The 13,857-nt window shown below is 45.2% G+C and carries 16 protein-coding genes; 12 read left to right on the forward strand and 4 right to left on the reverse strand.

Going from position 1 to position 13,857, the window contains the following annotated elements:
• Positions 1-2,157, reverse strand: coding sequence for a bifunctional acyl-ACP--phospholipid O-acyltransferase/long-chain-fatty-acid--ACP ligase (aas, locus tag DN062_RS10900; RefSeq protein ID WP_112159360.1), 2,157 nt, complete (start codon positions 2,155-2,157; stop codon positions 1-3).
• Between the two features lie 254 nt (positions 2,158-2,411).
• Between aas and glcC the strand changes: the two genes are divergently transcribed.
• From glcC to DN062_RS10960, 12 genes are all read left to right on the forward strand, one after another.
• On the forward strand, positions 2,412-3,167 hold the full coding sequence (gene glcC, locus DN062_RS10905) for a transcriptional regulator GlcC (RefSeq protein ID WP_112159435.1): 756 nt from the start codon (positions 2,412-2,414) through the stop codon (positions 3,165-3,167).
• Between the two features lie 22 nt (positions 3,168-3,189).
• Complete coding sequence (locus DN062_RS10910) at positions 3,190-3,549, forward strand: CidA/LrgA family protein (protein WP_112159361.1); 360 nt, start codon at positions 3,190-3,192, stop codon at positions 3,547-3,549.
• A complete protein-coding gene (locus DN062_RS10915; protein WP_112159362.1) occupies positions 3,536-4,252 on the forward strand; it encodes an LrgB family protein in 717 nt (238 codons plus the stop codon). The genes DN062_RS10910 and DN062_RS10915 overlap by 14 nt, the downstream gene beginning before the upstream one ends.
• Before the next feature lie 40 nt (positions 4,253-4,292).
• Positions 4,293-5,981, forward strand: coding sequence for a GMC family oxidoreductase (locus DN062_RS10920; protein ID WP_112159363.1), 1,689 nt, complete (start codon positions 4,293-4,295; stop codon positions 5,979-5,981).
• Between the two features lie 93 nt (positions 5,982-6,074).
• Entirely contained in the window at positions 6,075-7,184 is a 1,110-nt protein-coding gene (gene zapE, locus DN062_RS10925; protein WP_112159436.1) for a cell division protein ZapE, read from the forward strand.
• A 171-nt stretch (positions 7,185-7,355) separates the two neighbouring features.
• Entirely contained in the window at positions 7,356-7,787 is a 432-nt protein-coding gene (gene rplM, locus DN062_RS10930) for a 50S ribosomal protein L13 (protein ID WP_112159364.1), read from the forward strand.
• A 13-nt stretch (positions 7,788-7,800) separates the two neighbouring features.
• A complete protein-coding gene (gene rpsI, locus DN062_RS10935; RefSeq protein ID WP_036509469.1) occupies positions 7,801-8,193 on the forward strand; it encodes a 30S ribosomal protein S9 in 393 nt (130 codons plus the stop codon).
• A 287-nt stretch (positions 8,194-8,480) separates the two neighbouring features.
• Positions 8,481-9,077, forward strand: coding sequence for a ubiquinol-cytochrome c reductase iron-sulfur subunit (gene petA / locus DN062_RS10940; RefSeq protein ID WP_112159437.1), 597 nt, complete (start codon positions 8,481-8,483; stop codon positions 9,075-9,077).
• Positions 9,077-10,333, forward strand: coding sequence for a cytochrome b (locus DN062_RS10945; RefSeq protein ID WP_112159365.1), 1,257 nt, complete (start codon positions 9,077-9,079; stop codon positions 10,331-10,333). The genes petA and DN062_RS10945 overlap by 1 nt, the downstream gene beginning before the upstream one ends.
• Positions 10,333-11,106 carry a cytochrome c1 gene (locus tag DN062_RS10950; protein ID WP_112159366.1) on the forward strand — a complete coding sequence of 258 codons (774 nt, stop codon included), beginning with the start codon at positions 10,333-10,335 and terminating at the stop codon, positions 11,104-11,106. Before DN062_RS10945 ends, DN062_RS10950 begins: the two co-directional genes overlap by 1 nt.
• An 89-nt stretch (positions 11,107-11,195) precedes the next feature.
• Positions 11,196-11,828, forward strand: a complete 633-nt coding sequence (locus tag DN062_RS10955; protein ID WP_112159367.1) for a glutathione S-transferase N-terminal domain-containing protein — start codon at positions 11,196-11,198, stop codon at positions 11,826-11,828.
• Between the two features lie 17 nt (positions 11,829-11,845).
• Positions 11,846-12,262 (forward strand): ClpXP protease specificity-enhancing factor, encoded by a 417-nt coding sequence (locus tag DN062_RS10960; RefSeq protein WP_112159368.1) that lies wholly within the window; start codon positions 11,846-11,848, stop codon positions 12,260-12,262.
• 48 nt (positions 12,263-12,310) lie between these two features.
• On the opposite strand, the gene DN062_RS10965 is transcribed toward DN062_RS10960, so the two are convergent.
• From DN062_RS10965 to DN062_RS10975, 3 genes are read right to left on the reverse strand one after another with little or no spacing between them, the layout of a single operon-like run.
• Positions 12,311-12,886 (reverse strand): BON domain-containing protein, encoded by a 576-nt coding sequence (locus tag DN062_RS10965; protein WP_112159369.1) that lies wholly within the window; start codon positions 12,884-12,886, stop codon positions 12,311-12,313.
• A 2-nt stretch (positions 12,887-12,888) separates the two neighbouring features.
• Complete coding sequence (locus DN062_RS10970) at positions 12,889-13,476, reverse strand: SIS domain-containing protein (RefSeq protein ID WP_112159370.1); 588 nt, start codon at positions 13,474-13,476, stop codon at positions 12,889-12,891.
• 24 nt (positions 13,477-13,500) lie between these two features.
• Entirely contained in the window at positions 13,501-13,851 is a 351-nt protein-coding gene (locus DN062_RS10975) for a YraN family protein (RefSeq protein WP_112159371.1), read from the reverse strand.
• Between the last annotated feature and the right edge of the window lie 6 nt (positions 13,852-13,857).

Genomic DNA, 13,857 nt, shown 5'->3' on the forward strand with positions numbered 1-13,857 from the left:
TTAGGTTGCTGAGTGAGTCTCCTGTGCTAAGGTTTTAAGCGTCACATAGTCTATTTTGCCTGTTCCGAGAACAGGTAAGCGATCAACGTAGTGAATTTCACGAGGCACAGCAATCTCGCTTACACCAGATGCCTGTGCATGCTTAATGAGTTGATCTTTCGTGAGGGTAGGGTTTGTTGTGAATAGAACCAAGGCTTCGCCTTTTCGGGAATCGGGCCTAGAGGAAACAGCATGGAGTTTGTCAGGTGAAACCGCATAAGCAAGGTTTTCTGCGACCTCTAAGCTAATCATTTCACCCGCTAGTTTCGCAAAACGCTTTAGCCTGCCAACGATTGCGATATACCCGTCATCATCAATTTCAACAATATCACCTGTTTCGTACCAACCATCACCCATGATAGAGCTAGGGGGCTGAAGAATGCCGGGTTTATCGGTTTTTAAGTAGCCAGACATCAGATTTGGCCCTCGTACATGCAGAGCACCGCCTTGTTCAATACCTTCAATCAGCGTGATGCGGGATTCAATCAAGGGGAGAAGCTGGCCCACACTCCCATAGCGATAGGCCATAGGGGTGTTGACTGCCAACACGGGAGCGGTTTCTGTTGCGCCGTAGCCTTCAAATACACGCAGACCAAACTTTTCGAACCAAAGGTTTCGCACTGAATCGGATAGTTTTTCAGCTCCCGCAACCACATAGCGTAAGCGGTGGAAGTCATAGGGGTGTGCGTATTTTCCATAATGATTTAAGAAAGTAGAGGTGCCGAATAGGATTGTACATCCCCGATCATAGGATAATTCTGGAATTACTCGGTAATGCAGGGGAGTTGGATACAGAAATAGACTCATCCCCGATAGCACAGGCAAAAGAGCACCTGCCGTTAAACCAAATGAGTGAAAGATAGGTAAGGCATTAAACACCTTGTCGTACACAGAAAAGTCAGTCACTGCACGTATTTGGTTAATGTTGGCCATGATGGCGCGGTGAGAGAGCACAACCCCTTTCGGTTTGCCTTCAGAGCCTGAGGTGTACAAAATAACCGCAGTTGATTCTGTGGAGACAGGCTTCTCAAACGATAAGGGGCGATGAAGTGCCCAGCCCATTAACCATAATTTGTCTGCAAGCGTGATGCTGGCACGAATGTCCTCTAAGTAATGAAAGGTGATTCCGCGCAATTGAGTAGTTTTATCTTCAAGCTTTGCTTGTTCTATGAAGGCTTTGGAGGTGATGATTTGCGTTACTTTAGCTACGTCGCAGGCAGACTGTAATGCCTCGACTCCGGCTGTGTAGTTCAGCAGGGCAGGAACTCGTTGTCGAGCCGTCATTCCAAAAATCAAGCCAAGGGTCGGAGCAAGATTCGGTAATAGAACGCCGATATTTTCTTGTTCACTTGAAAATGCTTCCGTTTTTTTTCCAAGCATTAACGCCATTTTGAGCAGGTCGTTGTAGGAGTATTCAATTTGCTTGATATCTTCGACCAGCTTACGACGCTTACCGTACAGTTTGCTTGCTTGGCACAGTGAGTAAAAAAGTGTATCAGGTTTGCGAGAGGTAAAAATCATCTCTTGCATCACGCTTCTGAGGGCTTCTCCCGCTCTTTTTCGACGTAGCTTTGCGCTTTCACCCTCTGGCATTCTGAAGGGGCGTGTAGGTAAGAAGGTTAAGCTGAGCTTGGGAAAGAGTTGCCGTGGGTGCTTGCCCGACAATCTAGAAAAATACGTGCGTGAAGCGCCGTCGATGCACACGGGGAGCAGTGTTGCTTGTGCTTTTGCAGCAACAAAGGCAGGCCCTTCGTATATTTTCATTAACGAGCCTGTTTGGGTGATACGCCCCTCGGGGAAGATGACGACTGGTCTTCCTGACTCAATGAGTCTAATTACGGTTTTCATTGCCATAGGGTGGGCAGGATCTACTAATACAAACTCAACCTTGGAGAGAAAATAACGGAAAAAGGGATTGGCGCTGACATCAGAATGCACAACAAATACAGGCTTAATTGGTAAGTACAGAGCCAGTAACATTCCATCAATGAAGGACTGATGATTCGCAATAATCAGTAAGCGAGGGTGTGAAAAATTCACGCCCTCTTGATGAAGGGTTAGTTTGAATAAGCGTTCAAAAATCGTCCTTAAAAGGAGTTCGATTATCCTACGTATCATAGTTGTCTTAAGTATTAGGTTATGGGTTAAATGAATATTGATTCAACGATGGTCTTTCAGTGTTTGTAAGTTGACCTGATTTGTCAAGTTTGGTTCATAAAGACTATTTTGGTCTTGGTCTTAAATTCTGGTCTGACCAGTTTGAAGTGGTGGATTGCTATAAGGGTTTATAATTCCTGAACAGATCAGGCTATCATGGAAAAACGGAGATGAGATTAAGCTATCTTGGTCGTACCAGATACATCGAGGTGATTATGGAAAAAACATCTGCACAGGTTGCTGATCAGGTTGCTGAGAAAATTGAAACGCTTATCCTAGATGGTGTATTAAGTGTTGGGCAGCGTTTACCTTCTGAGCGACGTTTAACCGAAAAACTGGGGTTCTCGCGCTCAGGGTTAAGAGAAGGGTTAAAGTTGTTGAGGGCTCGCGGTATTATTCGAACAGAGCAAGGCAAGGGATCCTATGTTGCTCCCCTTTTAAACGGCCCATCAACACCCTTAATGCATTTGTTTAGTGATCACCCGCGAACTCTCTATGATTTATTGGAGGTGCGTGCTTTATTAGAAGGAGAGTCCGCACGTCTTGCGGCCATGCGTGCCACGGCGGCGGATGTAATTATGATTCGTCGACGCTACCAAGAATGGGTCGAGGCGCATAGTGCCTCAAATACCCTTAAGCCCCAAGATCATGCACGCTTAGATCATGGCTTTCATCTCGCTATATGTGAGGCCTCTCATAATCCTGTGTTGGTGCAAACATTGCAATCGCTAACGGATTTATTGATTAGCTCAGTCTTTGCATCGGTAAATAATTTGTACCACCGTCCTGCTGCGATGTGCCAAATCAATGAGCAGCATGCACGTCTATTTGAGGCCATTATTGAAAAAGATCCCGATAGAGCTCAGAAGGCGGCAGTGGATCATATTCATAGTATTCGAGATAATTTGTATGAGATTGAAGCCGAAGAGCAGCGCTTAATACGTGCATCTATGCGTTTAAATGGATGGTAATTTCTAAAAAAGGTTGAAATTAATGTTGCAGGGCTTATTCGTTTTGCTGTTTTGTCAGTTATTGGGAGAGTTATTGATGATGGCCATCAATGCCCCTATTCCTGGACCTGTTGCTGGAATGCTGATCTTGTTGATCGGGTTAATGGTTCTGGGGAGGGTGCCGGATGGTTTGCGATTAACCTCAACAGGCTTGATTTCGCATCTTTCATTGTTGTTCATTCCCGCTGGAGTTGGCTTAATGGTCTTTGCTGATCAGATAAAGCAGCAGTGGTGGATCATATTGGTGGCACTTTTGGTCAGTACGTTTTTGACCTTAATCGTAGTGGCATGGGTGATGGAAAGGTTTAAATCAAAGGAAGGCCAGGATCATGGAGCTCACTAAATTCTGGGTATATTTTTCGGCGCAGCCTTTGTTTTGGATTATTGTCACCCTTGCCGTATTTATGTTGGCAAAAAAGTTGAATGATTGGGCGAAAGGATCAGCTCTTTTGCATCCAGTCCTTGTTGCAATGGCAATTATTATTACGTTATTGATGCTCACTGGCACGGATTACGATGCCTATTTTTCCGGGGCACAATTCATACATTTCTTACTGGGGCCGGCCACAGTTGCGTTGGCAATTCCGCTGTTTGATCACCTGTCTCGTATTCGTCGTTTATTTTTTCCTGTTTTATTGGCCTGTATATCAGGGAGTGTTACGGCAGTGATCACAGTTGTTGCCCTTGGGAGCGTATTGGGTGGCTCAACAGAGGTGCTTCTATCCTTAGCGCCTAAGTCGGTGACCTCTCCCATCGCGATTGGAATTGCAGAACAAATAGGGGGTTACCCATCATTGGCCGCCGGACTTGCATTGATTACAGGTGTGATGGGGTGTTTATTGGCGCCGTTAGTCTTTCGTTTACTGAATGTTAAACGTCAGGCGAGTCAAGGTTTTGCTCTAGGGTTGGCTGCCCATGGTTTTGGTACTGCTTATGCGATGCAGTTAAGCACTCTGACGGGGGCTTTTGCTGGTTTAGCAATGGGGCTGACAGGTGTACTTAGTTCTATTCTAGTGCCTTTTGTTGTTCGCTTGATGGGTTTATAAAAATAATACAGCTCTATGCTGATCAAAAGTGAGTGTAAGGATGTCAGTTGCAGAATTTGATTACATTATTGTTGGCGCAGGTTCAGCCGGGTGTTTGCTGGCAAATCGCTTAAGTCGAGATCCCTTGAATCGGGTGTTATTGATTGAGGCGGGGAAGAAGGATAATTATCACTGGATACATATTCCTGTTGGTTATCTTTATTGTATAGGCAATCCTCGAACGGATTGGTTATATCAAACCCAGCCAGACGCAGGCCTTAATGGACGCGTGCTTCGCTACCCTCGTGGTAAAACCTTAGGTGGATGTTCCTCTATAAATGGCATGATCTATATGAGAGGGCAGGCAAGGGACTACGATACATGGGCTGAGCTTACGCAGGACCAAGCATGGAGATGGGATGAGGTGCTTCAGGATTTTAGAAAGCATGAGCATCATTACCGATTAGATGATCCGTCTTTTTTACAATCTACAGAAGGGCAGGCCTTTTCAAAGTACCATGGACATGGAGGCGAATGGCGGGTTGAAAAGCAACGCTTGCGTTGGGATGTGTTAGAGCGATTTGCTGAGGCGGCAACGCAAGCTGGAATTCCGCGCTCTGATGATTTTAATACAGGCGATAATGAAGGCGTTGGCTACTTTGAGGTGAATCAAAAGTCAGGTTGGCGTTGGAATACATCTAAGGGGTTTCTGCGCCCTGTTTTATCAAGACCCAACTTAACGGTATGGACAGAAGTTCAAGTTGAAAAAATTTTGTTAGTGCCGGGAAGTGAAGGTGCTCCAAGAGCTCATGGTGTCAGTGTTATTCGGTCAGGGAGGCATGATTCGGTGATAGCGGCCAAGGAGGTGATTGTTTCGGCAGGAGCGATAGGATCGCCACAGTTATTGCAATTGTCAGGTATAGGGCCTAAATCTTTGCTACAGCGTCATGGAATAGACGTGTGGCTGGATGCACCAGGGGTTGGGCAAAACTTACAAGATCATTTGCAAATACGATCAGTCTTTAAGGTTAAGGGGGTGAAAACACTCAATACACTGGCCAATAGTGTGTGGGGAAAAGCAATGATTGGTGCAGAGTATTTGCTGAAACGCTCGGGACCCATGAGCATGGCTCCGAGTCAGTTAGGCGCATTTACCCGTTCAGATTCAGGGCAGCCTTATGCGAACTTGGAATATCATGTTCAACCACTGAGCTTAGAGGCATTCGGTGAAAACCTACACCCCTTTCCTGCGATGACTGTGAGTGTTTGTAATTTAAACCCAACCAGTCGGGGTGTGGTCGAAATTGCCTCGTCCAGCGTAGTGGACTCACCTCGTATTTGCCCAAATTATTTGAGCACCGATGAAGATCGATTGATTGCTGCTCAAAGCCTTAAACAGGTGCGGCAAATCGTAGCCCAATCAGCACTTGCTCCTTTTGAGCCTGAGGAGGTTAAACCCGGTATAGAATATCAAAGTGACGAAGAACTGATTCGTTTAGCGGGCGATATTGCGACCACGATTTTTCATCCAGTGGGTACCGTGAAAATGGGGGCAGAGGATGATCCTATGGCCGTTTTGAATTCGCGTTTGCAGGTGAAAGGTATCTCAGGTCTTAGGGTGGTTGATGCCAGTGTGATGCCTACAATCACTAGCGGAAATACGAATTCACCCACATTAATGATTGCAGAAAAAGCATCGGCCTGGATTTTAGAGGGTATGTGCTCACAAAAGTCCGAGTATGTAAAATGATTATTCGTTAAGGCCAACGAATAATTGCAAGTCAAGTCGGTGCGCAGTAAAGTTGCTCGCTTGTTTCAAACGATTGGCAGAGGTTGGAGCTTAATGACACCTTTAGAGCGTTACAAAAAAGATCTTCAGCGTGATGATTTTACCTATGATCCTACACAAGAGATGGCTGTTAAGCATCTTCAACGCTTATACGATGAGCTGATTGCGTCTGTTAACGCACCTGTGCCCAGTATGATTCGTCGTTTGACGGGGATTATGCGTAAAGAGTCCAAAGAGCCCTTAAAAGGCCTGTATTTTTGGGGTGGAGTGGGGCGTGGCAAAACCTACTTGATGGATACCTTTTATGACAGCTTGCCTTTTGAGCAGAAAACGCGCACGCATTTCCATCGTTTTATGCAACGGGTTCATAAAGAGCTGAAGCAGCTTGAGGGCACTAAAAATCCTCTGGTGGAAATTGGAAAGAAATACGCCTCTGAAACTCGAATTATTTGTTTTGATGAGTTTTTTGTTACCGATATAACCGATGCTATGATTTTAGGTGGGTTATTGGAGCAATTGTTTGCAAATGGTGTGTCCTTGGTTGCAACCTCAAATATTGTGCCCGATGGTCTCTATAAAGATGGATTGCAGCGCGCGCGTTTTTTGCCTGCAATTGCTTTGCTCAATAAATACACTGAGGTTGTGAATGTTGATGGTGGTATTGATTATCGTTTGCGGGTGTTAGAGCAGGCTGAATTGTACCATTATCCGCTAGATGCTGAAGCAGACATCAGTTTGAACAAAAGTTTCGAAAGTCTTGCGCCCGATATCGATATAGCTGAAAGCGATAAAATGATCGAGGTTAACGCTCGTCAAATAAAATGTCGTCGTGTGTGTGAAGATGTTGTGTGGTTTGATTTTAAAGAGTTGTGTGAAGGTCCTCGTTCTCAGAATGATTACATCGAGTTGGGGAAAATCTATCATGAAGTGCTGGTCAGTAACGTTCCGCAGATGGGACGTCAGAATGATGATGCTGCGCGTCGTTTCATAAACTTAGTGGATGAGTTTTACGACAGTGGTGTTAAGTTAATTTTGTCTGCAGAAACCAGCATACATGATATTTACACTGAGGGTCGTTTATCCTTTGAGATTGAGCGTACTAAAAGTCGTTTGCTTGAAATGCAGTCGCACGAGTATCTCGCAAGAGAGCATAGATCTGCATAAAAAGACAAACTAGTACTCGTAAACCTTGGTTAAAGTCAGTATAATGCCCGCTCTCAAAATTTGGGAACGTGAAGGTTGGATAATGTTTGTCCAACGAATAACTATAAGCTAAGTCGGGCCCGTACTTTTTACAGTGCGGAATGAGACTTATCGAGTTAAGGTGATCATTTCATGAATAAAACAGTAAGCGCTAAGCCAGCCGAAGTAACACGCGACTGGTACGTTGTTGACGCAGAGGGTAAAACCTTAGGTCGTTTGGCAACTGAAATTGCTCGCCGTCTGCGTGGCAAGCACAAGCCTGAATATACTCCACACGTGGACACAGGTGACTACATTGTTGTTGTTAATGCTGAAAAAGTTCACGTAACAGGCAACAAGCGCAATGATAAGATGTACTACCGTCATTCTGGTTTTCCAGGCGGTCTTAAGGAAGCAAACTTCACTAAGATGATTCAAACCTTCCCTGAGCGTACGATTGAATTGGCTGTAAAAGGCATGTTGCCAAAAGGCCCACTTGGTCGCTCTATGTACACTAAGCTGAAAGTGTATGCTGGTAATCAGCACCCGCATCAGGCTCAGCAACCTAAAGAACTGAATATCTAAGGGGAAGGCGAATATGTCTATTACTCAGTATTACGGCACAGGCCGTCGTAAAACCTCTACTGCTCGCGTCTTCTTGCGCCCAGGTACAGGTCAGGTCACTATTAACCAGCGTACCATGGAAAATTATTTTGGTCGTGAAACTGCGCGCATGATCGTAATGCAGCCGCTGCAGTTGACGGGTACAGCTGAAAAGTTCGATGTATATGTAACGGTTGCTGGTGGCGGTGGCTTCGGTCAAGCTGGTGCGATTCGTCACGGCATTACACGTGCTTTGATGGAGTACGATGAAACATTGCGTGCATCTTTACGTGAAGCAGGTTTTGTTACTCGTGACTCACGTATGGTCGAGCGTAAGAAAGTCGGTCTGCGTAAAGCGCGTAAGCGTCCACAGTTCTCCAAGCGTTAATTTCTGTTTGCCTTTTGGGCAAGTTGATCTTTATCAAAAAACCCGAATCTTTCATGGTTCGGGTTTTTTTATGGTTTTTTATCTTTTTCAAAACTTTAATTGCGTATTTGACTGTTTTTTAAATGTGAATAGGCCTAAGGTAGACTGGTTTTAACCTTGTAAAAATCGGGTATTTTCTTTACTATTTGCGCCATTTGAAGAATCCGATTTATAGGTTTTAAATGACTGGCGACGGAGCTGACCGTATTTTTCGGAAAGTGGTCGTCGAATGAGTGGAGATGAAGTTAATGAGCAATGACGGCGTGAACAAAGGTCGGCGTCGGCTTCTCCTAGGTGCGACATCTGCGTTAGGCGCAGTTGGTGCTGTAGGTGTGGCTGTCCCGTTCGTAGCGTCCTGGCATCCAAGTGCTAAAGCAAAGGCAGCGGGTGCACCCGCAAGAGCTGATGTGAGTAAACTTGAGCCTGGTCAGCAAATGATTGTTGAATGGCGTGGAAGGCCAGTCTGGATCGTACGTCGTGGCGAAGAAGCCTTGGCGAATCTAGAGCAACTGAATGATCAACTGGCCGATCCAGAGTCAAATCGATCAGAGCAACCTGATTACATACCTAAGACGCCAGCAAGGTCGTTGCGACCCGAGTATGCGGTCCTGATTGGTATTTGTACGCACTTAGGCTGTTCGCCCACCTATCGTCCTGAAGTTGCTCCTGCTGACTTAGGTGATAGATGGCTAGGTGGTTTCTTCTGTCCGTGTCATGGTTCACGCTTCGACCTGTCAGGCCGTGTGTACCGTGCTCAGCCAGCACCAACTAATCTAGTTATCCCACCTCATTCGTATCTGGATGATTCGATTCTTATCATCGGTGTAGATCAGGAGGCTTCATAATGGCTGGTCATCGTAATAAAGGTAATCCTGGCCTAATGGGCTGGATAGATGATCGTTTCCCAGCAACCGCGCTTTGGGATGATCACTTAGCTAAATACTATGCTCCTAAAAACTTTAACTTTTGGTACTTCTTTGGGTCTCTAGCGTTATTGGTTCTAGTTAACCAAATTGTGACGGGTATCTGGTTAACCATGAGTTACAACCCAACTGCTGAGGGGGCATTTGCGTCCTTAGAATACATCATGCGTGATGTAGAGTACGGCTGGCTATTGCGTTACATGCATTCAACTGGCGCGTCTGCATTCTTCGTCGTCATCTATTTGCACATGTTCCGTGGATTGATGTACGGCTCGTACCGTAAACCACGTGAGCTTGTATGGATTTTTGGTATGACAATCTACTTGGCACTGATGGCTGAAGCCTTCATGGGATATCTCTTGCCATGGGGTCAGATGTCATACTGGGGTGCTCAAGTAATTGTATCTTTGTTTGGTGCAATTCCGGTTATTGGCCCTGACCTGCAGCAGTGGATTCGTGGTGATTATCTGATCTCAGGTATTACGCTAAACCGCTTCTTCGCTCTTCACGTAGTTGCCTTGCCGATTGTTATTCTTGCGCTGGTCGTTTTGCATATCATCGCTTTGCATGAAGTGGGTTCAAATAACCCAGATGGTATTGAAATCCACGATAATCTGGATGAAAACGGTATTCCCAAAGACGGTATTCCTTTCCATCCGTATTACAGTGTTAAAGATTTAGTGGGTGTCGGCGTATTCTTGTTCGTCTTCTCAATTATCGTCTTCTTCTTCCCAGAAGGCGGCGGTTATATGATTGAACGACCGAACTTTGAGCCAGCGAACGCATTAAAAACACCTGATCATATTGCTCCTGTTTGGTATTTCACTGCTTTCTATGCGATGTTACGTGCGGTTACATTCAACCTGTTCGGCTTAGATGCGAAATTCTGGGGCGTGGTTGTCATGGGGGCTGCGATTGCAATTCTGTTCGTATTGCCTTGGTTGGATCGCAGTCCAGTTAAGTCTATGCGCTACAAAGGTTGGATCAGCAAAACTTACTTGATTGTGTTCGCCATCAGCTTTGTGATTTTGAGCGTGTTGGGTGTATTGCCTGCGACGGATGCGCGTACTTTAGTTGCGCAAATCTGTACCGTGCTTTACTTCGGTTACTTCCTCCTGATGCCCTTCTACACCAGGTTAGAAAGTACTAAACCAGTTCCGCAAAGGGTGACAGGCTGATGAAAAAATTTCTATTTGCACTATTGATGGTGTGTCTGCCAGCTGTAGTTCAGGCGGCAGCCAGTGCGTATCCTAAAGATTCGATGAAGCCAGATCTAAGAGATCAAGCCTCGTTACAGCGAGGTATGGCTCTGTATGTTAACCGCTGCATGGGATGTCATTCCATGGAGTTCCAACGTTTTGAGCGTACAGCTGATGATATTGGTTTGCCTCATGATTTGATGGAAGAGTATTTGATTCGTGGTGATCTTAAAATCCATGATCAAATGACCATTGCCATGAGCAAAACAGATGCTGCAGGTTGGTTTGGTGCGCCACCACCTGATCTGACGCTTGAAGCGCGTTTAAGAGGCACAGATTGGTTGTACACTTACTTGCGTACTTTTTACCGTGATGATTCAAGACCTTGGGGTGTTAATAACGCACTTTTCAAGGACGTAGGCATGCCAAACGTGCTTGAAGATCTTCAGGGTGTAGTTGTAAATAACTGTACAAGTGAAGAACTTGAGGCTCGAGGTGGATTTAGTGGTACACTGGATCCGTTAACAGGTACTCGCAGTGGCCAATGTTTGACAGTTCAAGCCGGTACTGGAAGTATGAGTCCTGCAGAGTTTGATCAAGCAATTTATGACTTGGTTAACTTTATGGCTTATGTCGGTGAGCCTTCGCGCTTACAGTCTGAGCGTATTGGTACCTATGTTCTAATATTCTTGGCCATCTTCACTTTCTTTGCATACTTGCTGAAGAGAGAGTACTGGAGAGATATACACTAATACTCAGGTATTGGTTTATGAAGCTACGCGGTCGTTAGGCCGCGTAGATTTTTTTGTTTATAGCAATTGATTGTTTGTGGGGTAACTCGATGGGAGTTGTAGCAAAACGTTCTTCCATGACCTTTTTTTCGGATGGCGATGACCATTACAGCCATCGTGTAAGAATTGTTCTGGCTGAAAAAGGGGTCGCAGTGGATATTGTTGACTGTAAAGTTGATGATATGCCTGAAGATCTTGTAGGTCTAAATCCTTATAACAGTCTTCCGACTCTGTTGGATAGAGAGTTGGTGTTGTATGAGTCGGGAGTCATGATGGAGTATTTGGATGAGCGGTTTCCGCATCCTCCACTTTTGCCCGTCTATCCTGTTGCTCGTGCTGAAAGTCGTTTGTTTATGTACCGTATTCAAAGAGATTGGTGCAAATATGCAGACACAATTCTGCAGGGTGTAGCTGATCATGATGAAATCGAGCGTTGTCGTAAAGAGTTACGTGACAGTCTGGTCTCTATTTCACTGATTTTCAGTGAAAAGCCTTTCTTCATGAGTGATGAGTTTACGATTGTAGACTGCTGTATCGCACCTCTGTTGTGGCGTTTGCCTGTAATGGAAATTGAATTGTCACAGACTCAATGCGCTCCATTGTTTAGCTATATGAAACGTTTGTTCAGCCGTGAGTCTTTCCAAGCGAGCTTATCAGACGCTGAACGTGAGATGAGAGACTAAAGTCTCTGAGGTTGTATATGACACCTAGTAGATCCTATTTGTTAAAAGCATTGCATGAGTGGATAACCGATAACGACATGGCGCCGCATATTGCGGTGGATACGCAAGTTCAAGGCGTGATGGTTCCCGATCAATTTATGCGAGAAGAACAATTGATCTTGAATGTGTCGTATTCTGCTGTAAAAGATCTGGTGATGGATCAGGACGGTGTGTCGTTTAATGCCCGCTTTGGTGGTGTTCCAACCAATGTATTTTTGCCTTTACCTGCTATTTTGGCCATTTATGCGAGAGAAAATGGCCAAGGGATGGGGTTTGGTATGGAGCCTGGCGCAGAAATGCTGATCGCCGAAGATAATGGCCCTACAGAGCCACCACCGGATAAACCTAAGTTAGCGATAGCGAAGGAAAAGCCACGATTAAAAGTGGTCAAGTAATATTTCAAAGGGGGCTTTTCAGCCCCTTTTACTTAGAATATAAGTGGATTATCCACCAATATATTCAAATACTTTGACAATGCGTCTGACACCTACTATCCCACGAATAACGTCAACGGCGACATCGGCTTCTGCAGGGGTTACGAGCCCCATTAAATACACTGTGCCATTCTCTGTCACCACTTTGATTCTCATCCCTTCAGTCCGATTGTCGGCCAAGAGTTGAGTTTTTACTCTTCCAGTTAAATAAGTATCATTTGCTCGAATCATCAGGGATGTCGGTCCTTCAATTTCGAGTTCATTATGAATCTTACGTATTTCTCGGAGTACGTTAACCACCCTCTCTGCTTCGGTTTTTGTCGCTTCATTTGGCACTTGGCCTGTTAACAAAACCTGTCCATTAAAGCTATTGATATTGATATTAGAGGCTCTTAATGCATCACTGCCTTTGTTTACATTAACCTTGGACTTAAATTCGATTGAGTTATCTTCAATGTAGTTTCCGAGGGTTCGACGGCCTTCGTTTTCTTCTATTGGTGTCTCACGGGTTGCGCTGACAAATGTCGAGCAGCCTGAGATCCCTGCAAGAATGCTGATTAACATAACTGGGACAAGTATGCGCATTGTTAGGCTCCAAATAGTTGATAGTCGATTAAATCACAAAGGCAGTGAAGCAGTAAGAGTTGTGCATCATGCACCAAAATTTCATCTTCAGACGGTATACATATTTCGATTTCATCAGGGCGCAAAAGTGCAGTCATATTTCCGCCATCTCCACCGGTCAAAGCAATCACATCCATTTCTCGGTCGTGAGCCGCTTGTATCGCTTGAACCAAACTCGCAGAGCGACCGTTTGCTGAAATTGCAATCAAAATATCACCGGGCATGCCAATGGCTCGGATTTGCTTAGAGTAGATGTCAGCGAAGCTGCTGTCTTCGGCAATGGCGCAAATCGCAGCGCTGTCAGCATTTAACGCAAGTGCAGGGAGCCCAGGACGCTCGTGTCGAAAGCGATTAATCAGGAGGCTGCTAAAGTGTTGTGCGAGTGCACCTGAAGCGCCATTTCCTGCGCATAGTAATTTACGCTCACTCACTAATCGTTCACAGAGCAACTGGCCCGCTTGAGCAATTAGCGGAGTGAATTGCTCAATGGTTTGGGCGTTGACCTCCATGGAGTGATGAAATTGATTAATAATTTTTTCTTCAAGTTCCATTAACGGATATCCAGTGTAGGTAATTCAGGGTCTGAAGGCATCTTTATACCAAATGGGTGTTTGATTGCCTTCAAAAGCGACAACGTCAAAACGGCAAGGATAACCATCCCAGCCTGTTTGTCCACTCATAATATAGCGAGCAGTTCGAATTAATTTGCGTTGCTTTTGCCAATCTACTGAAGCCGCTGCCCCACCAAATTGAGAATGTTTGCGCTGTCGAACCTCAATAAAGACGATGGTGTCTCGGTCATACATTATCAGGTCTATTTCACCAAGACGGCATCGAGCATTACGTTTTAGAAGCATTAGTCCCTGATTGCATAACCATTCTTCGGCTCTTCGTTCGGCATCCATGCCAATGTTTTTTCGATCCATGAAAAC

The sequence above is a fragment of the Nitrincola tibetensis genome (genome assembly GCF_003284585.1).
In the GTDB taxonomy this organism is placed as follows: domain Bacteria; phylum Pseudomonadota; class Gammaproteobacteria; order Pseudomonadales; family Balneatricaceae; genus Nitrincola; species Nitrincola tibetensis.